Origin of the sequence: Nocardia sp. NPDC059229 (assembly GCF_042754165.1) — a bacterium.
Lineage (GTDB): Bacteria > Actinomycetota > Actinomycetes > Mycobacteriales > Mycobacteriaceae > Nocardia.
The window spans coordinates 329,939-352,210 of record NZ_JBHZAK010000001.1 but is presented as its reverse complement, the minus strand read 5'-3'; the positions used below and the strand labels follow the sequence as shown (position 1 = coordinate 352,210).

The 22,272-nt window shown below is 70.3% G+C and carries 12 protein-coding genes; 8 read left to right on the top strand and 4 right to left on the bottom strand.

The window, feature by feature from the left end:
• Window positions 1–4: 4 nt before the first annotated feature.
• The gene (locus ACFXHE_RS01690) at window positions 5–133 is read right to left on the bottom strand and encodes a hypothetical protein (RefSeq protein WP_379378774.1); all 129 of its coding nucleotides are present in this window, start codon (window positions 131–133) and stop codon (window positions 5–7) included.
• 153 nt (window positions 134–286) lie between these two features.
• Between ACFXHE_RS01690 and recO the strand changes: the two genes are divergently transcribed.
• The 4 genes from recO to ACFXHE_RS01670 all read left to right on the top strand — a co-directional run bounded on the left by recO (window position 287) and on the right by ACFXHE_RS01670 (window position 3,749).
• Window positions 287–1,078: a DNA repair protein RecO gene (recO, locus tag ACFXHE_RS01685; RefSeq protein ID WP_379378772.1), complete on the top strand. Its 792-nt coding sequence runs from the start codon at window positions 287–289 to the stop codon at window positions 1,076–1,078.
• 112 nt (window positions 1,079–1,190) lie between these two features.
• The gene (locus ACFXHE_RS01680) at window positions 1,191–2,414 is read left to right on the top strand and encodes an arylsulfotransferase family protein (RefSeq protein WP_379378770.1); all 1,224 of its coding nucleotides are present in this window, start codon (window positions 1,191–1,193) and stop codon (window positions 2,412–2,414) included.
• 127 nt (window positions 2,415–2,541) lie between these two features.
• Complete coding sequence (locus ACFXHE_RS01675) at window positions 2,542–3,345, top strand: isoprenyl transferase (protein ID WP_354835454.1); 804 nt, start codon at window positions 2,542–2,544, stop codon at window positions 3,343–3,345.
• Window positions 3,342–3,749 (top strand): hypothetical protein, encoded by a 408-nt coding sequence (locus ACFXHE_RS01670; protein WP_364617732.1) that lies wholly within the window; start codon window positions 3,342–3,344, stop codon window positions 3,747–3,749. Before ACFXHE_RS01675 ends, ACFXHE_RS01670 begins: the two co-directional genes overlap by 4 nt.
• Before the next feature lie 30 nt (window positions 3,750–3,779).
• Here ACFXHE_RS01670 and ACFXHE_RS01665 read toward each other — a convergent pair whose 3' ends face one another.
• Entirely contained in the window at window positions 3,780–4,412 is a 633-nt protein-coding gene (locus ACFXHE_RS01665; protein ID WP_379378768.1) for a TetR/AcrR family transcriptional regulator, read from the bottom strand.
• Window positions 4,413–4,514: 102 nt separating this feature from the next.
• Here ACFXHE_RS01665 and ACFXHE_RS01660 point away from each other — a divergent pair, with 102 nt between their 5' ends.
• Entirely contained in the window at window positions 4,515–5,480 is a 966-nt protein-coding gene (locus ACFXHE_RS01660; protein ID WP_379378766.1) for a hypothetical protein, read from the top strand.
• A 70-nt stretch (window positions 5,481–5,550) separates the two neighbouring features.
• Here the strand turns inward: ACFXHE_RS01660 and ACFXHE_RS01655 are convergent, their stop codons facing one another.
• Complete coding sequence (locus ACFXHE_RS01655; protein WP_354835448.1) at window positions 5,551–5,961, bottom strand: Fur family transcriptional regulator; 411 nt, start codon at window positions 5,959–5,961, stop codon at window positions 5,551–5,553.
• 3 nt (window positions 5,962–5,964) lie between these two features.
• Complete coding sequence (locus ACFXHE_RS01650; RefSeq protein WP_040861788.1) at window positions 5,965–6,360, bottom strand: metalloregulator ArsR/SmtB family transcription factor; 396 nt, start codon at window positions 6,358–6,360, stop codon at window positions 5,965–5,967.
• 148 nt (window positions 6,361–6,508) lie between these two features.
• On the opposite strand from ACFXHE_RS01650, the gene ACFXHE_RS01645 reads away from it, so the two are divergent.
• The 3 genes from ACFXHE_RS01645 (at window position 6,509) to ACFXHE_RS01635 (ending at window position 22,217) form a co-directional block, all read left to right on the top strand.
• Window positions 6,509–7,900 carry a glycine--tRNA ligase gene (locus tag ACFXHE_RS01645; RefSeq protein WP_364617741.1) on the top strand — a complete coding sequence of 464 codons (1,392 nt, stop codon included), beginning with the start codon at window positions 6,509–6,511 and terminating at the stop codon, window positions 7,898–7,900.
• A gap of 190 nt (window positions 7,901–8,090) precedes the next feature.
• Complete coding sequence (locus ACFXHE_RS01640) at window positions 8,091–8,801, top strand: DUF6875 domain-containing protein (protein ID WP_379378763.1); 711 nt, start codon at window positions 8,091–8,093, stop codon at window positions 8,799–8,801.
• Between the two features lie 9 nt (window positions 8,802–8,810).
• A complete protein-coding gene (locus ACFXHE_RS01635; protein ID WP_379378761.1) occupies window positions 8,811–22,217 on the top strand; it encodes an amino acid adenylation domain-containing protein in 13,407 nt (4,468 codons plus the stop codon).
• The last annotated feature ends 55 nt before the right edge of the window (window positions 22,218–22,272 follow it).

Genomic DNA, 22,272 nt, shown 5'->3' with positions numbered 1-22,272 from the left:
TGTGTCACACGGCGATCCCGCCCGCCGCGGTGAGTACCAGCGTCCGGCCCACCCCTCCGGGGCCGGACGGCAGCACACACGCCGGATCACCCGCGCGGGCTTTGTGCACCGGGGTGGCGGCCTGGCGTGTCATGGGAGTTCCTCCGAAAGGGCGTATCCAACTCCTCGGTCCGAGGGTCGCGCTCAGCGTGTGTCGCGCGGCCAATCGCAGACCAACGAACTTCTAATCGGCACACGTCCGGCGACTCGTCGTGGTCCGGTCGGCCGCGCGTGCGAGACTGTTGCGGTGCGGTTGTATCGGGATCAGGCGGTGGTGCTGCGCCAGCACAAGCTGGGCGAGGCGGACCGCATCGTCACGCTGCTGACCCGCCAGCACGGCCTGGTGCGCGCGGTCGCCAAGGGTGTGCGGCGCACCCGCTCCAAGTTCGGGGCGCGGCTGGAACCGTTCGCCTATGTGGATGTGCAGCTGTATCCGGGCCGCAATCTCGACACCGTCACCCAGGTGCACACGGTCGAGACCTTCGCCGCCGACATCGTCGCCGACTACGGCCGCTATACCACCGCCTGCGCCGTGCTCGAGACCGCCGAGCGCCTGGCCGGCGAGGAGGGCGCACCCGCCGCTCGCCTGCACACCCTCACCGCCGGCGCGCTGCGCGCCATCGCGCTGGGCCGCCGTCCCCACGAACTGATCCTGGACGCATACCTGTTGCGCGCCATGGCTTTCGCCGGTTGGGCGCCCGCCCTCGACGACTGCGCCCGCTGCGCCACCCCCGGCCCGCACCGCGCCTTCCATGTGGCCGCGGGCGGCGCGGTGTGCGTGCACTGCCGTCCGCCCGGCGCGGCCACGCCCATGGTCGGCGTCCTCGACCACATGAGCGCTCTCAATCGGGGCGACTGGTCCGGCGTCGACGCCGTCTCCGACGCCATGCGACGCCAGGCCAGCGGTCTCATTGCCGCGCATCTGCAGTGGCATCTGGAACGGCAGCTGCGCACGCTGCCGCTCATCGAGCGCACCCGCCCGCACGAAGCCGTCGAGCGCGACGCGGTGGCCGAGCGTCCCCGTGCCGCCATCGGCTGATCCTGGGGCGAATCACCCTGGGAGTCCCGGTGAGCGGGCGCGGGAAAGCGGGTCCGGATCAGTGAGATTCGATACAGAGCCATCGAACGTTAGGGAGCCTAAAGTTCACGGCGTGTCGGGTTCTCCTCATCGAAAGTCCTCGCAGGCTGCCCGCCGCCTGCCGGTGTCGCTGGCCGTCGCCGCCGTGCTGGCCTCGTCGGCGACCGCGACCGCCGTGGCCCAGCCGGTGCTGCCGAATTCGCCGTTCGGCGGGCTCGCGTACACGGTGAACGTCGAAAAGCCGGGCGAGAGCGACGGATTCATCTACTACACCACCGGTGTGAGCGCGGCCGCGCTGGTGCCGGGGCTGGGTACCGTGGCCCAGGTGCTGCCGGGCGGAAGGCCCGCGAACGTCATTGCCGACCGGTCCGGCAAGGAGGTCAAACGCTACGAACCGCCTGCGGGACAGGATGTCTCGAACTTCCGGACGCAGATCTACCAGGGGCGCAAGGTGCTCACCTGGTGGCAGGGCAGCACGGTCGCCGGGCACGGCTCGGGCGTGGGAATCATCGCGGACGAGAACTTCAATGTGCTGGCGACCGTCGACCCGGGTGGGGCGGGCGCGGATGTGCACGAATTCCGGCTGACCCCCGACGGTCACGCGCTGCTCACCTCGTACCCGCAGGTCGATGCCGATCTCACCGCCATCGGCGGCCCGGCGAACGGGAAGATGTTCGACACCGTCGCCCTGGTGATCGATGTCGCCTCGGGCCGGCAGCTGTTCCGCTGGAGCGCGGCCGAGCACGTGCCGCTGAGTGATTCGGAGACCTCCGGCAAGCTGTCCGGCGACGTCTACGACCCGTATCACATGAACTCGATCAGCCAGGATCCGTCCGGGAATCTGGTTGTGTCCCTGCGCAATACGTCCGCTGTCTACGACGTCGACCCGAATACCGGCGATATCCGCTGGCAGCTCGGCGGCAAGCATCCGACCCTGATCGCCGATCGGGACGTGCAGTTCGCCTTCCAGCACGATGCCGAGTTCGCCGACGCCTCGACGCTGCGACTGTTCGACAACAACTCCAGCGGTGTGGAGTCGCGCGGGAAGTCGAGCGTGGAGTGGATCCACCTCGACCCGGCCGCGGGGCGCGCCACCCTGGTGCGCAATCAGGAGCACCCGGACGGTCTGGTCACCCCGGCCATGGGCAACGCCCAAGCCCTGCCGAACGGCAATACCCTGGTCAGCTGGGGCATGACGCCCCGCATCTCGGAGTTCACCCCGAGCGGCGAGCTGGTCTACGACGCTGTTCTGCCCTTCGGTAGCTACCGCGCCTACCTCGACAGTCTCCCCAGCTGACCGGCCGGGCGCTCGGCGGCGGGGAAATGCCGGTTTCCCCGCCGCCGTACGCCGTCCGGTGGAGGAAATGTGGAGGTCCGGTGGCAATGGTGTGGGCGCCGTCCGGCCCCGCGGAGCGTCGGGCAGGATGGTGGGCGTGATCGGGAACCGGAAGTCATCGACTGAGCAGCGTGTTGTGCGGCCGCCGTCGCCGCATCCGTCGGGGGCGAAGCCGCCGGCGATTCCGGCGGAATTCGTGCCCAGGCATGTGGCGCTGGTGATGGACGGCAACGGTCGCTGGGCCCAGGAGCGCGGGCTGCCCCGCACCGCGGGCCACGAGCGCGGCGAGGCCGTGCTCATGGACACCGTCGAGGGCTGTATCGAGATGGGCGTGAAGTGGCTGTCGGCCTACGCCTTCTCCACCGAGAACTGGCGGCGCAGTCCCGACGAGGTGCGCTTCCTGATGGGCTTCAATCGCGATGTGATCCGCCGCCGCCGCGACGAGATGCACGAGATGGGTGTGCGGGTGCGCTGGGCCGGCCGCCGACCGCGCCTGTGGCGCAGCGTGATCAAGGAATTGGAGATCGCGGAGGAGCTCACCCGGGACAATACGGTGATGACCCTCACCATGTGCGTCAACTACGGCGGCCGCGCCGAGATCGCCGATGCCGCACGGGAAATCGCGCGCCGGGTGGCCGCCGGGGAACTCGACCCGGAGAAGATCACCGAGGCCACCGTGGCCCGCTACCTCGACGAACCCGATATGCCGGACGTGGACCTGTTCCTGCGTCCCTCGGGTGAACTGCGCACCTCCAACTTCCTGATCTGGCAGGCCGCGTACGCCGAATTCGTGTTCCAGGAAACGCTTTTCCCCGATTTCGACCGCCGCAACCTCTGGGACGCCTGCCTGGAGTACGCCAAGCGTGACCGTCGCTTCGGAGGCGTGAAATGACCGACCAGCTCACCCCCGCCGAGGCGCTCCAGGACCGCGCCCGCGCCCTGCTGCTGCGCTACGGCGTGGAGGTTCGCGAGGAGGACGGCGGCCTCGGCTTCGAGTACGAGGGCGCGCTGTGCTCGCTGCGCGGCGTCAACCTCTCGCCCGGCCTGGATGTGCTGGCGCTCATGTGCATCCTGGCCTGGGATCGTCCGGTGAAACCGCAGCTGCACAAGCGGGTCGCCGAACGCAATGCCGCGCTCCAGTTCGGCACGCTCACCGTCGTGTCCCGCGAGAAGCTCGCGGACGTCATCCTGCGCTACACCTTCCCGGCCGCCGGGCTCGAGGACGAGCCCCTGGCCACCATCCTGCTGCTGACCCTCTCCGGGGCGGGCCGTGCCCGCCAGGGGCTGCTGCCCTGACGCCGATACCCGGTGCCGCCCGGGATCGGTTCAGGCTCGGGCGGATTCGGCCGCGGCCTCGGCGGCGCGGCGGTAGTCGGGGAGGATCTCGGTGATGCCGCGCGCGAAGGTTTCGGGGTCGACGTCGCCGAGGATGAGGTGCTGCAGGATGAAGCCGGGTAGTAGGCCGAGGAAGATCTTGGCCACCGCGTCGGTGTCGGCGTCCGGGGGGAGCCAGCCTACGTCGCGCATGCGCTCGGCGTAGTCGAACCAGAGGCGCCGGATGCCGAGGATATTGGTGCGGACGTAGTCGGCGATATTGGCGTCGGTCAGGGCCAGCGACCAGGCCTGCGGGATGATGCGGACCGGCCCGCCCGGGACGCTGAGCCGGACGATGGCCTCGCACATGATGCGGACCAGGTCCGGGGGCGTGGGGAGCGGATCGCTGTAGACGGCTTCGCTGAGGGCCGCGCGCAGGTCGACGGTGGCGTCGGTGGCGAGGTCCTTGATGATGTCGTCCTTGGACTTGAAGTACCGGTAGACCGCCCCGGCCGAGAGACCGGATTCGGCGAAGACGTCCTGCATGGTGGTGGCGTGCAGTCCCTTGCGGGCGAAGCAGGACTGCGCGGCGTCGAGAATCTGCTGCCGGCGGCGTTCCAGGTGTTCCTCGCTGACTCTGGGCATGGGCCCAAAGTAAAACGAATATCCGTTCTTGACAAGGGGACATCGGGGTGTCAGCCTTGTCCCAATTAAAAAGAACGAACCTTCGCTTTCTTTGGATGGGTCATGAACACAGTCCAGCGCTCCCTCGCCCTCGGTCTCGCCGCGGCCGCCATTCAGGCCCTGATGCTGATCGCCTTCGCCTGGCCCGCCGCCCGCGTCGCGCCCCGGGATCTCCCCATCGCCATCACCGGCCCGCAGGCCGCCGCGGTCGCCCGGCAGCTGGCCGATCGCGAGCCCGGCGGCTTCGATATCCGCACCGTCGCAGACGAATCCACCGCTCGCGACGCCATCGAGCATCGAGATGTATACGGGGCCATCCTGACTGGTGGGCAGCCCCGGGTGCTGATCGCCTCGGCCGCGAGTCCGATTGTGGCCCAGCAGCTCTCGGCCTTCGCGCAACAGCTGAACGGCGCGCAGGCGGCACCGGTGCAGGACGTGGTCGCCGCGGACGTTCACGATCCGCGCGGAAGCGGTTTCGGCGCAATGGTTCTCCCGCTGGTCATGTCCGGCCTGGCCGGTGGCGTCCTGCTGACCCTGCTGGTGCCGTCGCTGCGCGCCCGTGCTCTCGGCCTGGCCGTCTTCGCGATCGCCGGTGGGCTGCTGAGCATGTCGATCGTCCAGGGCTGGCTGCACCTGCTGCCCGGCGCGTACCTGACCATGGCCTCGATCGGCGGACTGGTGTCTCTCGCCGTCGCCGGCACCGTGGTCGGTCTGGCCGCCGTGCTCGGTCAGGCGGGTATCGGCCTGGGCGCGCTCACCATGCTGCTGGTCGGAAACCCCTTCTCCGGAGCCACCTCCGCGCCCGAACTGCTGCCCAAGCCGTGGGGCGAGATCGGCCAGCTGCTGCCGCCCGGCGCCGCCGCCACCCTGCTCCGCTCGACGGCCTTCTTCGGTGACGCCGCTATCACGGGCCCGCTGACGGTCCTGCTGTGCTGGGCCGCAGCCGGTCTCGCTCTCCTCGGTGTGGGGATCGCCCGCACTCGGCGGACCGTCCCGGCTCTCGCCCCGGACCTGGTGCCCGCGGCCTGAACTCGCCACCCGGACGGCAGCAGCCGCGCGCCTCCCGCCCAATGGGCAAGGGGCGCGCGGCTTCTCGCTGTCAGCTCTTGTGGCAGCAGTTCTGGCAGGTGCCGAAGATCTCCATGGTGTGGCTGATATCGGTGAACCCGTGCTCGGTGGCGATCGAGTCCGCCCAGGCCTCCACGGTCGGCCCCTCCACCTCGACGGTCCGGCCGCACTGGCGGCAGACCAGGTGATGGTGGTGCCCGGTGGAGCACTGCCGGTACACCGATTCCCCGGTGTCGGTGCGCAGCACGTCGACCATCCCGGCGTCCGCGAGCGACTGCAGGGTCCGGTACACCGTGGTCAGCCCGATGCCCTCACCGCGCTTGCGAAGTTCGTCGTGCAGCTCCTGTGCGGAGCGGAATTCGTCGATGTCCGCGAGCAGGGCGGCGATGGCACTGCGCTGACGGGTGCTGCGGACCCCGACGGTCTTCTCGCTTGTTCCCACGGATCACCCTTCCTCGGCGTGTGCGACCGCGTCGATGACTATGTGCGCGAGATGTTCGTCGACCAGTTCGTAGATGACCTCCCGGCCGGTGCGTTCACCGCGCACCACCCCGGCGGACTTGAGGATGCGCAGGTGCTGGCTGATCAGCGGCTGGGTCACTCCGAGAGTATCGACCAGTTCGTGCACACAGCGCGGTGACTCCCGGAGCTGGAGCACGATGGCAATGCGGACGGGCGCCGCCAGTGCGCGCAATAGTTCTCCGGCGGAGTCCAGAATGGTGCGCGACGGCACGGCCGGCGGCTGGGGAGACCGGTAGGGGTACGGGTCGTGGGGAATCGCGGCCGGGGTCTCCGTCGCGACGTGCGAGCGCCGCAGGGGCGCGCCGCTGTCCGTGGTCATCGAACCAACTCCTTATTGGAAACCGATGCCATTCTTATATGCACGTGTACGCATGTCAAACGCGACACGGTGTTAAACCTGTAGCACGCGGCAGATAGGCTGCTCTCAATCCTTTGCAATCTTCCGGACACGGATGGAGAACTGTTCAGTGGCACCCAAGTCGAAGGTGGACACCGTCGCCAATCTCGCCAAGCGTCGGGGTCTCGTGTACCCGAGCGGTGAGATTTACGGCGGAACGAGGTCGGCCTGGGACTACGGTCCGCTGGGCGTCGAACTCAAGGAGAACATCAAGCGGCAGTGGTGGCGGTCCATGGTGACCAGCCGTGACGACGTGGTCGGCCTGGACTCGTCGATCATCCTGCCGCGTCCCGTGTGGGTGGCCTCGGGCCACGTCGCGGTGTTCAACGACCCGCTGGTGGAATGCCTCAACTGCCACAAGCGGCACCGGCAGGACCACCTGCAGGAGGCGTACGCCGAGAAGAACAAGATCGACAATCCGGACTCGGTGTCCATGGAGCTCGTCGTGTGCCCCGACTGCGGCACCGTGGGCAAGTGGACCGAGCCCAAGGACTTCAACATGATGCTGAAGACCTACCTGGGCCCGGTCGAATCCGAAGAAGGCATGCACTACCTGCGCCCGGAGACCGCGCAGGGCATCTTCGTGAACTACAAGAACGTCGAGACCACCGCGCGCAAGAAGCCGCCGTTCGGCATCGCGCAGATCGGTAAGTCGTTCCGCAACGAGATCACCCCGGGCAACTTCATCTTCCGTACCCGCGAGTTCGAGCAGATGGAGATGGAGTTCTTCGTCAAGCCGGGCGAGGACGAGCAGTGGCACCAGTACTGGATCGACACCCGCCTGGCCTGGTACACCGACCTGGGCATCGACCCGGAGAACCTGCGGCTGTTCGAGCACCCGAAGGACAAGCTCTCGCACTACTCCACCCGCACGGTGGACATCGAGTACCGCTTCCGCTTCCAGGGCTCCGAGTGGGGTGAGCTCGAGGGCGTCGCCAACCGCACCGACTTCGACCTGAAGACCCATTCCGAGCATTCCGGTACGGATCTGAGCTTCTTCGATCAGAACACCAACGAGCGCTTCATCCCGTTCGTGATCGAGCCGGCGGCCGGCCTGACCCGCTCGCTGATGGCCTTCCTGGTCGACGCGTATCACGAGGAGCAGGTGCCGACGGCCAAGGGCACCATGGAGACTCGCACCACCCTGCGCCTGGACCCGCGCCTGGCGCCCGTCAAGGCGGCTGTACTGCCGTTGTCGCGCAATGCGGACCTGTCGCCGAAGGCCAAGGACCTGGCCGCGCAGCTGCGCCGGAACTGGAACGTGGACTTCGACGACGCCGGTGCGATCGGCCGCCGCTACCGCCGTCAGGACGAGATCGGCACCCCGTTCTGCATCACGGTCGACTTCGACACGCTGGAGGACCAGGCCGTCACCGTGCGTGAGCGGGACTCGATGGCGCAACAGCGCATCGCTCTCGACCAGGTGGAGGGCTACCTGGCGGCGCGCCTCGTCGGCGCCTGATCCCAGGTTCACAGGAAAGACCGGTCAATGCCTGACCGGTCTTTTCTTTATTCCATTGCCCCCGAAATCCGGGGCGGTGTCACGAAATTGGGTAACCGACTACTCACGTTAACGGCCCATGACCGGAGCACTATTTAAGGATGTGGGCAACGGCGCATCTCTGCCGTAGCTCGATCATCCGAGGTGAGTCATGAGCGAGCGTGTTATCGGCCCCCGCTCGGGGCTGCAATGGGTCTCATTGGGGGACGCCGGATCATCGTGCCCTGCCGCCCGATCCACGGTGGCGGCATTTCGATCATGGGCCGAGTCCTATCTGACCCAACCCAGTGACGAACTGGGCCGCGACGGGCCGGTCTGCCCGTATGTACGACCGGCCATGCGGCGAGATCTGATGTGGCTGGCGCAGGTTCCAGCGGTGGAGCCGCGGCCGACGTGGGTGCGCGCGGTCATCCGTGACGCGCTGGAGGTCTATTCCGGACTGCCCACGGGGAACGGCAGTTCCACCTCCGTGCTGCGCGCATTGATCACCGTATTCCCGAATTTGACGGATTGTTCGCTGATCGATGAGATCCACGATGAATTCAAGACCAAATTCGTGGAACGCGGCATCATGCTCGGGCAATTCTATCCGGGCTGTGACCAGGCGGGCCTGTGGAACAAGGATTTTCGGCCGTTGGACGCACCGATACCGATGTTGGTGGTGCGCAGCATGATGACGACCGATTTTCCGTTCCTGCTCGACCGACCGGAGTGGGCCGACGCCTTCGTGCGCAAGTTCGCGCCGGGGCTGCCCGCGCATGTGCGCTCGGTCATGGTGGAGCGCTTGACATCTCGTCCCGCCTTCGTGCCCGCCTACGAGGTGGGCGCCGACGACGGCGCATCCTGTTCGGCCAGCAGTTAGGTAGTTCCTATGACGCGTGAGATCGCGGCGGATCGGACCGCCACTGTCTTCCCGCTCTCCCCGGCTCAGCTGGGGATGTTCTATGCGCAGCAACTGGATCCGGCGGTGCCGCTGTCGGAGGCCCAGTACATCGAGATGCACGGACCGCTGGATATCGCGGTGCTGCGGCTCGTGGGGGCGCAGGCAGCGCGGGAATTCGGTTCCGGTGTCCTGCGATTCGTCGAGATCGAGGATCGGCCGTATCAGGTGGTCGATACCGAACTGGACGCGACGGTCGGCTTCCTGGACTTCCAGGACCGACCCGACCCGGTTGCGGACGCGTTGGAGTGGATGCGCGCGGATGTGGCGGCGCCGATCGAGCTGTTCGGTGCACAGGCTGGGATATCCACCGTGATCCGGGTCGGCGAGTCCCATCACCTGTGGTACACCAGAGCACACCACCTCCTCATCGATGGATTCGGCTCGATGACCATGCTGTATCGGGTCGCCGAGCTGTACAACGCCGCGGTGCGCGGGCAAACGGCGCCTCCCGGCACCGCGGCCTCGCTGCTGGACGTGCACGAGTCGGAGATGGTGTACCGGGAATCGAGCCGGTACGCCACCGACGAGCGCTACTGGCGCGAGGTCACCGCGGGCATGCCCGACCGGTGCAGCCTGGTCGGGGCCACCGCGCCCGCGAGCGCGCTGGCCCGCGAGGCGCGCGCCCAGCTGGGGGAGCGGACGGCCGAGCGGCTGGCGAGCGCGGCCCGCCGTTTCGACACCAGTTCGGCGGGCGTGGCGATGGCCGCGGTCGCGCTGTACTACGCCCGGCTCACGGCCACCGAGGACGTGGTCCTGAGCCTGCCCGTGTCCGGCCGCACCACCGCGGTGCTGCGGCGTTCCGGCGGCATGATCGCCAATGTGGTGCCGCTGCGGGTGCCGGTGCCGCGCGCGGGACAGGTGGGGGAGGTCCTGGATGCCGTGCGGGTGGCGGCGTCGGGGGCCTTGCGGCATCAGCGCTTTCGCCACGAGGACATGCGGGACGAGGGCGACCGGGACGAGTTCGGGCGCGGCATGACCGGGCCGGTCATCAACATCATGATGTTCCCGGCCGGGATCGACTTCGAGGGCGTGAATTCGAGCCTGCACGTGGTCACCTCGGGCCCGATCGAGGACCTGTTCGTCAACTTCTACCAGCACGGCGCGGGCGCGCCGATCCATGTCGACTTCGCCGCGAATCCGCGCCTGTACGACGAGGATTCGCTGAACCGGCATCACCGGCGATTCCTCGCCGTGCTGGATTCGCTGCTGGAGGCGGAGGCCGGAACACCGGTCGCGGCACTGGATTACACGGTGGCGGACGAGCAGCCGGTGCTGGCGGGCGCACACGGGCCGGCGGCGCCGCAGCCGCGGCTGCTGCCGGAGATCCTGGCGGACGGCCTGCGCCGCGCCGGACCCGAGACGGTCGCCGTCATGGGCCGCGACCGGCGGCTGACCTACGGCGAGCTGGACGCGCTGTCGAATCGGCTGGCGCGCCGGATCGTGCGGGCGGGCGCTGCCGAATCCGGTTCCGGAATATCGGAAGCGGTGGCCGTAGGACCGGAATCGACTGTGTTGCTCGCACTTCCCCGTTCGGTCGAGGCAATGGTCGCGCTGTGGGCGGTGGCCAAGACCGGCGCGGCGTTCGTGCCGCTGGGTACCGCGCTGCCCGCCGACCGCATGGCGCGCATTGCCGCCGAGGCGGGCGCGACGATCGGCCTGACCCTCGCGGAATCGACTGCCGCGCTGCCGGATTCGGTCCACTGGATCACCCTCGACGACCTGCTCGACGAGGACGTGGCGCCGGCCGATCCGCCGCTCACCGCCGAGGAGTTGCGGGGGCGGCCGCGGGCCGGCAATCCGGCGTACGTGGTGTTCACCTCCGGATCGACCGGGGTGCCCAAGGGTGTGACGGTGACCCATGCCGGATTGGCCGGGCTGGCCGCGGCGATCATGGCGGCCTACCGGGTCGCGCCCGGTGCGCGGGTCCTGCAGTGCCTGAACCCGAGTTTCGATGCGTCGGTGCTGGAATGGCTGATGGCGTTCGCATCGGGCACGACCCTGGTGGTGGCCGAATCGGATCCGGTGGTGGGCGCCGAATTGGCCGGGCTGGTCCGGGATTTCGGCATCACCCAGGTCTGTTCGACACCCGCGGTGCTGTCCACGCTGGAGCCGGACGCGCTCGACGGGGTGCGCGCGGTGTCGTCGGGCGGGGAGCCGACGCCGCCGGATATCGTGGCGCGCTTCGGGATCGGGCGGGAGCTGCTGAATTCGTACGGTCCCAGCGAGACCACGGTGGCCGTCACCTACACCCGGGGGCTGGTGCCCGGCGTGAATGCCGGTCTCGGCCACCCCATTCCGGGCGCCGGGATGCTGGTGCTGGATCGCTGGCTGCGGCCGGTGCCGATCGGGGTGGCCGGGGAGCTGTATGTGACCGGGCCGGGGGTGGCGCGCGGGTACGTCGGCCGTCCCGGGCTGACCGCCGAGAGTTTCGTGCCCGCCCCCTCGGGTCCGGCCGGGGCCCGCATGTACCGCACCGGAGATCTGGTGCGCTGGACCGAGAGCGGCGTGCTCGAGTACGTGGGTCGCAGCGACTTCCAGGTGAAGCTGCGCGGTATGCGGATCGAGCTGGGTGAGATCGATGCCGTGCTCAACGCGCACTCGTCGGTGGAGATCGCGGTCACGGTGGCGCGGCCCGGTTCCGGCGGCAGCACCGTGCTGGCCGCGTATGTGGTACCGCACGCCGGTCAGGTGATCACCGAGCCCGAGCTGCTCGACCACGCCACCCACCGCCTGCCGCCGTACATGGTGCCCGCGACCGTCACGGTGCTGGGCGCGTTGCCGCTCACCGCCAATGGCAAGGTGGATCGCCGGGCGCTGCCGGAACCCGTGGTGGCGCAACCGATGTCCGGTCGCGCGCCCGCCACCGCCACCGAACGCCTGCTCTGCAGCCTGTTCGCGGAGGTTCTCGGGACCGAGGCCGGTCCGGACACCTCGTTCTTCGCCCTGGGCGGCGATTCGATCATGGCGATCACGCTGGTTTCGCGCGCTCGCGCCGCGGGCCTGGTCTTCTCCGCCCGTGAGGTTTTCGAGCACCGCACCCCGGCCGCCCTGGCGGCCGTGGTCACCCGGCTGGAGGACCGTCCGCAGCGGCTGCCCGAACTGGCGGGCGGTGGCGTCGGCCGCCTGCCGCTGACGCCGATCGCGGCCTGGCTGCTCGGCCGTCCCGGCTGGCGGCATTTCGCCCAGTCGATGGTGGTTCAGGTGCCGGCCGGGGTCGAACTCCCGGTGCTGCTGCGCGCCGTCCAGGCGCTGCTCGACCGCCACGATGTGCTGCGCGCCCGCCTGGTCGACACCGACGACGGGCTCCGCTTGGACGTTCCGCCGGCCGATGACATCGAGGCGGCGACGCTGTTGACACACTTCGAGTGGACGGCGGCCGACGTGTCCGGGGCGGCGGTCGACCGAGCGCTGACGGATGCCGCCGGTCGGTTGGATCCGCGTGCGGGTGTGATGATCGCACTGAACTGGCTGGACGCCGGTCCGGCGCGGCCGGGCCGGTTGGCGATCGCGGTGCACCACCTGGCCTGTGACGCGGTCTCGTGGCGAATTCTGCTGCCCGACTTGATGTCCGCCTGGACGCAGGCCGCGGCGGGGACGAAACCCGAGCTGCGGGAGACCGGGACCTCGATGCGCACCTGGGCGTATGCGCTGGAGGCGCTGGCGTCACCGGACATCCCGAGCGCGTCGGCCGATGACGCGGCCGCTGTCGAATCGCCCTGGCCGGTCAGCGAACTCGGATACTGGCGTGACGTGCTGGCCCCGGATGCCCTGATCGGGCGGCGCCGGCTGGACGTGGCGGTGGACACCCATCGGACCGCCCGGCGGATCGATATCGAGGTGCCGGGCGAGGTGTCGGCGGCGCTCATCGCCCGGCTCGCGGGCACCTACCGCTGCGGCGTCGAGGACGCGCTGCTGGCGGCGCTGGCGCTGGCCCTGGCGCGCTGGCGGGACGAGCAGGATGCGGCCGCCGCCGGCACCGTGGTCACGGTCGAGCGGCACGGCCGCGACGAGGCCGCGGTGCCCGGGGCGGACCTGTCGCGAACGGTCGGCTGGTTCACCACGCAGGTGCCGGTGCGGCTGGGACCCGTTGCTGTGGACGGAGATTCGGGCGCGGCCGGCGTGGACAGCGCGTTGAAGACGGTCAAGGAACAGCTGCGGGCCGTGCCGCGCGGCGGCTTCGGCTACGGGCTGCTGCGCTACCTGAACACACGAACGGCCCGGGAGCTCGCGGCACTGCCGGATCCGCAGATCGGATTCAACTACCTCGGGCAGATTCCCGAGCTCGCCGCAGGCGATTGGCTGCCGGTCGCGATGGGGGATCGGCTGGGCGGGCACGCGGATCCGGATATGCCGCTGGCGGCGGTCATCTCGGTGGACGCGGTCACGCTGGAGTCGGGGAGCGGGCCGCGGATCCGGGCGGTGTGGCAGTTTGCCGGCCACGCGGTCGCGGCCGGGGACGTGGAAGCGCTGGCACGGGAATGGCTTTCGGCCGTCGGTGAGATCGCCGAGCTGGTGCGACGCCCCGGCGCCGGTGGCCTCACCCCCGCCGATCTGCCGCTGCTGACCGTCGCGCAGCCGGAGATCGAGTCGTGGGAGCGGGCGTTCGGCCGCCTGGCCGATGCCTGGCCGCTGACGCCGCTGCAGCGCGGTCTGCTGTTCCAGGCGCAACTGGCCGCGGGTGGCCCGGACGGCTACTCGGTGCAGGCGATCATCGATGTCGAGGCCGACCTCGATCGCGACCGGATGACGGCCGCCGCCGAGGCGCTGGTCCGCCGCCACGATGTGCTGCGCGCCGGGTTCCTGGCCTCGGATACCGGTGCGGTGCAGGTGATTCCGGCCGAGGTCGCGGTGCCGTGCGCCTATCGGGAGGCGGTCTGTGCCACGCCGGCGGAGCTCGACGAGATCGCGGCGGCCGAACTGCGTGAGCCGTTCCCGGTCGACCACCCGCCCCTGATCCGATTCCTGTGCATCGCGGCGGGGGAGCGGCGCTTCCGGCTGGTCATCACCAACCACCACCTGATCCTCGACGGCTGGTCCATGCCGATGCTGTTCGCGGAGCTCATCGCCCTCTACGAAACCTCCGGCGACGACACCGGATTCGCGACCCCGGCCCCCTTCCGCACGCACCTCGAGTGGCTGGCCGCCCGCGACGACAGCCTGGCCCGGGAAGCCTGGGCGCAGTCCCTGTCCGGCCTCGACGGCCCGACCCTGATCGCCCCGACCGCGCCGCGCGCCGACGCCGCGACCGCCCCGGTCGCCCACGAGGTGCCCCTGCCCGACGGTCTGCCGGACGCCCTGCGCCGCACGGCCGCGGCCTGCCAGGTCACCGTCAACACCCTCGTGCAGGTGGCCTGGGCGCTGCTGCTGGCCGAGCAGACCGGCGGCTCCGACATCGTCTTCGGTGCCACGGTGTCCGGCCGCCCGCCGGAACTGGCCGGCGCCGAGCGCATGGTCGGCATGCTGGTCAACACCGTCCCGGTCCGCATCGCCCTGGACCCGGCCGAATCGATCGCCGACCTGCTCACCCGCGTCCAGCGCGAGCAGGCCGCCCTGGCCGACCACCAGCACCTGGGCCTCGACGAGATCCAGGCCGCCACCGGCCTGGGCCCGCTCTTCGACACCGCCACCGTCTTCGAGTCCTACCCGGTGGATGCCGCGACCCTCACCGCCGCCACCCGCCAGGCCGACCTCACCGTCACGTCCCTGCGCGCCCAGGACGGCACCCACTACCCCCTCTCGCTGGCCGCCTACGCCAACAACGGCCTCCGCCTCGAACTGACCCGCTCCCCACACTATTTCGACGCCTCCGAGGCCGATGCGCTGGCAGCGGCGCTGTCCCGCCTGCTGACCGACCTCACCGGCGACTCGCGCCGCCGCGCCGCCGGGCTGCGCGGCACGGACCCCGACGCGCTGGTCTCGATCCGACCCGGGGCCGAGCCCCGCGAGGTGCAGCTCCTCCCGGATCTCCTGTCCGCCAACGGATACCCGGACACACAGGCGTTCGTCAGCGCCGCCTCACCGGCAGACAGCCCTGCCGAGCTGACCTACGCCGAGCTGGCGGCCGCGTCGAATCGGTTGGCTCGTAGGCTGATCGAGGCCGGTGCCGGGCCCGAGCAGGCGGTGCTGGTGGCTCTGCCCCGGTCGGTGATGTCGATGGTCGCGGTGTGGGCCGTGGCGAAGACCGGGGCGGCGTTCGTGCCGGTGGATGTCACGCAGCCGGCGGCGCGGACGAGCGCCATCGCCTCGGAATGCGGTGCGGTGCTGGGGATCACCTCGGATCAGGTGACGGATCTGCCCGGCGATGTGGCATGGCTGCGGCTGGACAGCGACGCTTTGGTCGCCGAGTGCGCGGCGATGTCCGCCGAGCCGGTCACCGATGCCGACCGGCTCGCGCCCCTGCGCCCGGAGCATGCGGCCTACGTGGTGTTCACCTCGGGGTCCACGGGCACGCCGAAGGGTGTCGTGGTCTCGCACACCGGGCTGGCCAATATGGCGGCGGCCATGGCGGAACGCGGTGGCATCGATCGCGATTCGCGCGTGATGCACTGCCTCAACCCGGCTTTCGACGCGGCCATGCTGGTGTGGATGTCCGCGTTCGCCGCCGGCGCGACGCTGGTCGTCGCACCGCCGGAGGCGAGTGCGGGTGCGGAGCTGGCGGCCGCCGTCCACGCGGGCGCTGCCACCCACCTGACCTGTACGCCGAGCGTGCTCGCGACCCTCGATGCCGCGGACCTGCACGGTGTGCGGACGGTCGTCATGGGTGGCGAACCGTGCCCGCCCGCGCTGGTGACACGCCTGGGCCAGGGTCGCGCGTTCGTGAATTCCTATGGCCCGGCGGAGACCACGATCGCCGCGAGCTTCGGCGACCCGATGACGGCCGGCACCTCGACCCTGCTCGGCGACCCGGTGCCGGGGACGACCCTGCTCGTGCTGGACGCGTGGCTGCGTCCGGTACCGCTGGGGGCGGTCGGCGAACTGTATGTGTGCGGTGCGGGGCTGGCGCGCGGCTATGCCGGTCGCGCAGCGCTTTCCGCGAGCCGGTTCGTCGCCGACCCGTTCACCGCCGGGCAGCGCATGTACCGCACCGGCGATCTGATGCGCTGCACCGCGGACGGTTTCGAGTACGCCGGTCGCAGCGACTTCCAGGTGAAGATCCGCGGTATCCGGGTGGAGCCGGGTGAGGTCGACGCCGTCCTGCTGACGCATCCGGGCATCGAGGCCGCGGTGACCGTCGCCCGGCGCAATCCCGCCGGCGCGATGACGCTGTGCTCGTATGTCGCGCTGTCGGATCCGGCTTCGGTGCCGGAGCTGCTGGCCTGGGCTTCCGGCCGGCTGCCGCGCTACCTGATGCCCGCGGGCCTGCAGGTGCTGCCGGAGCTGCCGCTGACGGCGAGCGGCAAGGTGGACCTGCGCGCCTTGCCCGAACCCCAGCTGGTACAGGCCGAATACGTCGTCCCGGCCGGTGCCGAGGTGGCCATCGCCGAGACCTACGCCGACGTGCTGGGGCTGGATCGCGTCGGTGCTCGCGACGACTTCTTCGCGCTCGGCGGCGATTCGCTCATCGCGACCCGCGTCGCGGCTCGTCTCACCGCGCACCTGGGCCGCACCGTTCCGGTGCGCCTGCTCTTCGAGGCCCCGGTGGTCGCCGACCTGGCCGTGCGGCTGTCGGCCGCCGAGATCGACACCGCCGCACCCGCTCTCACCCGGACCGAGCGCCCCGACCTGGTCCCGCTCTCCCCGGCCCAGCAGCGCATGTGGTTCGTCAACCGCTACGACCCGGCCTCCCCGGCCTACAACGTGCCGGTGGCGCTGCGTCTTTCGGGCCACCTGGACCAGGACGCCCTGCGCGCCGCGCTGCGGGATGTGCTGGCCCGCCACGAGACGCTGCGCACGGTCTACCCCGATATCGACGGCGTCGGCATGCAGCGGGTGCTCCCCGCCGAGGACATCCCGCTCGACCTCGACCCGGTGCCGGTGTCCCTCGACCGGCTACCCGAGGTCGTCGCGGAGACCATCGGCCGTGGGTTCGACGTCACCGCGGCGGTCCCACTCCGGGTCCGGGTGTTATCCGTCGACGATCGCGAAATCAGCTCGGCCGCAGCGAGTTACGGCCAGCGCGCCACGACGGACGGCCAGTTCGAAGAGCACGTGGTCGTGCTGGTCGCGCATCACATTGCGACGGACGGTTTCTCGATGGCCCCGCTGACCCGCGATGTGGCCGCCGCCTATGCGGTGCGAGCCGCGGGGCAGGCGCCGGCGTGGGAGCCGCTGCCGGTTCAGTACGCGGATTACACACTGTGGCAGCGGGATCGGCTCGGCTCCGAGGCGGACACCGACTCGCTGGCGGCCCGGCAGCTCGGGTACTGGTCGGACACCCTCGCCGGGGTGCCGGATCACCTGGAGCTGCCGACGGATCGGCCGCGACCGGCCCGCGCCTCGCATCGGGCGGCCGAATGCACCGCCCGCGTGGACCGGGATCTGACCGCCGCGATCGACCGCTGCGCCCGCGCGCATCGGGCGACCCCGTTCATGGTGGTGCACGCCGCACTGGCCGTGCTGCTGTCCCGCCTCAGCGGCACCACGGATGTGGTGGTCGGCACCCCGGTCGCGGGGCGCGGCGTGCGCGAACTCGACGACCTGGTTGGCATGTTCGTGAACACGCTGGTGCTGCGTACCGGTATTCGCCCGGAGGAGGGCTTCGCCGCGCTGCTCGATCGGGTGCGGGATACCGATCTCGCCGCCTTCGAACACGCGGACGTGCCGTTCGAGCGGCTCGTGGAGGTGCTGGCCCCGGCCCGGTCGGAGTCGCGGCACCCGCTCGTCCAGGTCATGCTGGTGTTCCAGAACCTGGCCATGCCGGAGCTCCAGCTGCCCGGGCTGACCGTGTCCCCGCTCGAATTACCGCAGACCAACAGCCGTTTCGACCTGAGCCTCACGGTCATCGGGGACACCGACGGCATGGAACTGCGGTGCTGCTACGCCACCGACCTCTTCGATGCGTCGACCATGGCGGACTTCACCGGCCGGCTGGTGCGCGTGCTGGCCGAGATCACGGCCGAACCCGCCCGCCCGGTCGGCGACCTCGACCTGCTCACCGCCGCGGAGCACGAGCGGCTGCACGCGGCCGCCGAACCCGTCGCGTCCCCCCGCATGCTGGCCGACCTCATGGCCGACGCGGTTGCGGCGAACCCGGACGGCCTCGCCGTCATCTGCGGGGACCGCCGGCTCACCTACCGTGAGCTCGACGCCCGGGCCGAGCAGCTGGCGCGGCGGCTGACCGCGGCCGGCGCCGGACCGGAAACACTGGTGGCCGTGGGCATTCCGCGGTCCATCGAATCGGTGCTGGCGGTCTGGGCCGTCGCGCGCGCCGGGGCGGCCTTCGTCCCGGTGGATCCGGCCTATCCGCCGGATCGGATCGCCCGGATCATCGACGTTTCGGGGGTATGTCTCGGTCTCACCGTGCGCGCGCAGTGGGACCGACTTCCGGGCACGGTGGAATGGTGGTGCCTGGACGACCGCGACGCGGAGGAGTATCCGGTCGCGGTTCATGAAATCAGCAGGAACACAGCCCATCCGGCGTACGTCATCTTCACCTCGGGATCGACGGGCGCGCCCAAGGGGGTTGTGGTCTCCCACGCGGGTCTGGCGAATCTCGCTGCCGCGCAGCGGGACCGGGACGCACTCACCTCGGAATCCCGGGTCCTGCACGTGGCGTCACCGAGTTTCGACGCCTCCGTCGTGGAACTGCTGATGGCGGTGGGCGCGGCCGCCACTCTGGTGATCGCGCCCCCCACCGTCTTCGCCGGACCCGATCTCGGCGAACTGCTGTCACGCGAACGGGTTTCGCACATCGCGCTCACGCCCTCGGCGCTGTCGACCGTGGATCCGTCCGGCCTGGACGATCTGCGCCTGATCGTCACCGGCGGCGAACCCTGCCCGCCGGAACTGGTGGCCGCGTGGGCGGCCGAGGGCCGCAACCACTTCAACGACTACGGGCCGACCGAGGCCACGGTGACGGCCGCCGGCGCGCCCGTGCATCCCGGTGCGCCGATCACCATCGGCCGGGCCGCACCCGGCATGCGGGCCCTCGTCCTCGACGACCGGCTGCGCCCGGTTCCGGACGGCGTGGTCGGCGAACTGTACCTCGCGGGAATCGGCTTGGCGCGTGGCTATTTCGACCGCTATGACCTGACCGCAGCCCGGTTCGTGGCCGACCCGCACGGCCCGGCCGGCCGGCGCATGTACCGCACCGGCGACCTGGTGCGGCGACGCGACGGGAACCTGGAGTACCTGGGCCGCACCGACACTCAGGTCAAACTGCGCGGCCTGCGCATCGAGCTGGGCGATGTCGAGGCGGCGCTGACCGCGGAGCCCACGGTCGCGCGCGCGGTCGCGGTGGTCCGCGACGACGGGCCCGGCGGCATGCTCGCCGCCTACGTGGTCGCCGCGGACGGCACGGAACCCGAACCGGTGGCTCTGAAGAAGGCGGCCGCGCAACGACTCCCGTCCTACATGGTGCCGGCCGCCATCACGGTGTTGCCCGATCTGCCGCGCACCGCCAACGGCAAACTGGACCTCGATGCCCTGCCCGCACCGCAGCTGGTGGCAGGGGAGCAGCGACTGCTCGAGGGGCCCGTCGAGACGGCGGTGGCGACGGCCTTCGCCGAGGTCCTCGGCGTCGACCAGGTCTGGCGCGACGACGATTTCTTCGCCCTCGGCGGCAATTCGCTCATCGCCACCCGGGTGGTGGCGCGGCTCGGCGCGGCGCTCGACACGGCCGTCCCGGTGCGCGCCCTGTTCGACGCCCCGACGGTGGCCGAGCTGGCGGCGCTGGTCGCCTCCGGTGGCGCGTCGGATCGTCCGCGCCCGGGACCGCGCCCACGCCCGGAGCGCATCCCGTTGTCGGCGGCACAGCAGCGCATGTGGTTCCTCAACCGCTACGACCCCGCCTCGCCGCTCTACAACATCCCCGGCGCCTTCGAAATCACTGGTGCACTGGATATTTCGGTGCTACATGAGGCGCTGGACGATGTCATCGCCCGGCACGAGACACTGCGCACCATCTACCCGGTGGGGCCGGACGGGCGTCCGTACCAGCAGATCCTGCCTGCGACAGCGGGTTCGCTGCCGATCACCGAACTCGAGGTGGCGGAGGCTGACATCGCGGCGGCCCTGATCGCCCAGCTGTCCCGCGGCTTCGACATCACCCGCGAGACGCCGCTGCGGGTCTGTGTGCTCCGCGTCGCGCCGGACCGCACGGTGCTGGCCATGGCCGTGCACCACATCGCGGCGGACGGCTGGTCCATGGCCCCGCTGACCCGGGATGTCATGTACGCCTTCATCGCTCGCTCGACCGGTGTGGCGCCCGCGTGGATTCCGCTCCCGCTGCAATACGCCGACTACACTCTGTGGCAGCACGAGCTGCTCGGCTCCGACCGCGATCCCGACAGCCTGGCCGGCCGTCAGATGGAGTTCTGGCGCACCACCCTTGCCGGTGTGCCCGAGGTCCACACGCTGCCCACCGACCGCCCGCGCCCGGAGGCCCCCTCCGGGTCCGGCGACCGCATCGAATTCACCGTTCCCGCACCGGTTCACGACCGCATCCAGGTACTCGCCCGCAACCACGGCGCCAGCCCGTTCATGGTGGTGCACGCCGCGCTGGCCGTCCTGCTGGCGCGGCTGTCCGGCCGCACCGACATCGCCATCGGTTCGGTGGTGGCGGGCCGCGGTGACGGCGAATTCGACGACCTGGTCGGCATGTTCGTCAATACCGTGGTGCTGCGCTCGCAGCTCGATCCCGCCGCCGGTTTCGCCGACACCCTCGACGCCGTGCGGCGGGCCGATCTCGCCGTCTACGGCAACATGGACCTGCCGTTCGAGCGGCTGGTGGAGGCGCTGGCCCCGGCCCGCTCCACCGCGCACCACCCGCTGTTCCAGGTGCTGCTCGCCTTCCAGAACCTGCAGACCGAGGCAACCACGCTGCCCGGCTTGGAGATTCGACCCCTGGATGCGCCCGCACCCGGATCCAAGTTCGATCTGGAATGGATGCTGGCCGAACAGTTCGGGGCGGCGGGGGAACCGGCGGGCATCACCGCCTCCCTCACCTTCACCACCGATCTGTTCGACCGCGGTACCGCCGCCATCATGGTCGACGGCTTCCTCGCGCTCCTGGACGCGGCGACCGCCGCCCCGGCGGCCGCGATCGGCACACTTGCCGTGACGCCCGCCGCGGGCACCCCGCTGCCCGCGCTCACCGTGCATCCCCGCGACGAAGCCACCGCCGTGGTGAATCCCCGGCCCGTTCCGGCCCGGAGGGCCTACCGCGCCCCGCGGACCGACGCCGAACGCACCCTCGTCGACGCCTTCGAAACCGTGCTGGAATTTCCGCGAATCGGAGTGGACGACAACTTCTTCGATATCGGCGGCAACTCCATGGGCGCGGTCCGCCTGGTCACCCTGGTGCGCGAACACACCGGTATCCCCATGCCCCTGCAGTGGATGTTCCTCGACCCGACGCCCGCCGCGCTGGCGGGGCGCCTGGTCGAGGCCGCCGACCAGCCGGGGGTGGAGGCGTCCATGCGGGTGCTGCTGCCGATGCGCCCGCAGGGCGACGCGCCGGCCCTGTTCTGCGTGCACCCGGCCATCGGACTGGCCTGGTGTTATGGCGGACTGGTGCAGTACATCGACGGTGACCGCCCGATCTACGGCATCCAGTCGCCCGGCGTGACCGACGGCGGCACCGCCGATCGCACCGTGCGCGAACTGGCCGTCCGGTACGTCGAGGAGATCCTCCACGTCCAGCCCGAGGGCCCGTACCACCTGCTCGGGTACTCGGCGGGCGGGCCGCTGGCGCACGCCATGGCCGTCGAATTGCGCCGCCGCGGTGCGGAGGTGCCGTCCCTGGTCATGATCGACGCGCGCGCCGACGTCGCGGTGCCCGACGACAGCGCCCTCCCACCGCTGTCGATGCTGCTGGCCGAATTCGGCGGCATCGACATCCCGCCGGAGCTCGAGCACCTCACGCCCGCCCAGGCGGCGGATCTGCTGGCGGCATCCGGAATCACCTTCACCGCAACCGATCTGGAGAACTTCTACAGCGATCTGCAACACCTGCTGCGCCAGATCGGGGCCCACGAGCACGAGGTTTTCGACGGCGACCTGCTCTTCTTCGCCGCCGCCCACAACCCGGACCCCAAGCCGAACGTCACCACCTGGCGGCCGTATATCGGCGGCAGCATCCAGGATCGGCCGCTCCCGTACAGCCACAACGAGATGATCACCGCCGATGCGCTGGCCGTCATCGGACCCCTCGTGGACGCCTACCTGCGGCGGTGATGCCGCGCAAAGCGCGCGATCTCGCGCCGCCGCTGGGGAAGAATGGGCGCTGGAA

What these genes read in the sequence shown, in the direction of transcription:
- ACFXHE_RS01690 (WP_379378774.1), bottom strand. Translation starts at nt 133, where the DNA reads ATGACACGCCAGGCCGCCACCCCGGTGCACAAAGCCCGCGCGGGTGAT.
- ACFXHE_RS01675 (WP_354835454.1), top strand. Translation starts at nt 2,542, where the DNA reads ATGGTGGGCGTGATCGGGAACCGGAAGTCATCGACTGAGCAGCGTGTT.
- ACFXHE_RS01670 (WP_364617732.1), top strand. Translation starts at nt 3,342, where the DNA reads ATGACCGACCAGCTCACCCCCGCCGAGGCGCTCCAGGACCGCGCCCGC.
- ACFXHE_RS01665 (WP_379378768.1), bottom strand. Translation starts at nt 4,412, where the DNA reads ATGCCCAGAGTCAGCGAGGAACACCTGGAACGCCGCCGGCAGCAGATT.
- ACFXHE_RS01660 (WP_379378766.1), top strand. Translation starts at nt 4,515, where the DNA reads ATGAACACAGTCCAGCGCTCCCTCGCCCTCGGTCTCGCCGCGGCCGCC.
- ACFXHE_RS01650 (WP_040861788.1), bottom strand. Translation starts at nt 6,360, where the DNA reads ATGACCACGGACAGCGGCGCGCCCCTGCGGCGCTCGCACGTCGCGACG.
- ACFXHE_RS01640 (WP_379378763.1), top strand. Translation starts at nt 8,091, where the DNA reads ATGAGCGAGCGTGTTATCGGCCCCCGCTCGGGGCTGCAATGGGTCTCA.
- ACFXHE_RS01635 (WP_379378761.1), top strand. Translation starts at nt 8,811, where the DNA reads ATGACGCGTGAGATCGCGGCGGATCGGACCGCCACTGTCTTCCCGCTC.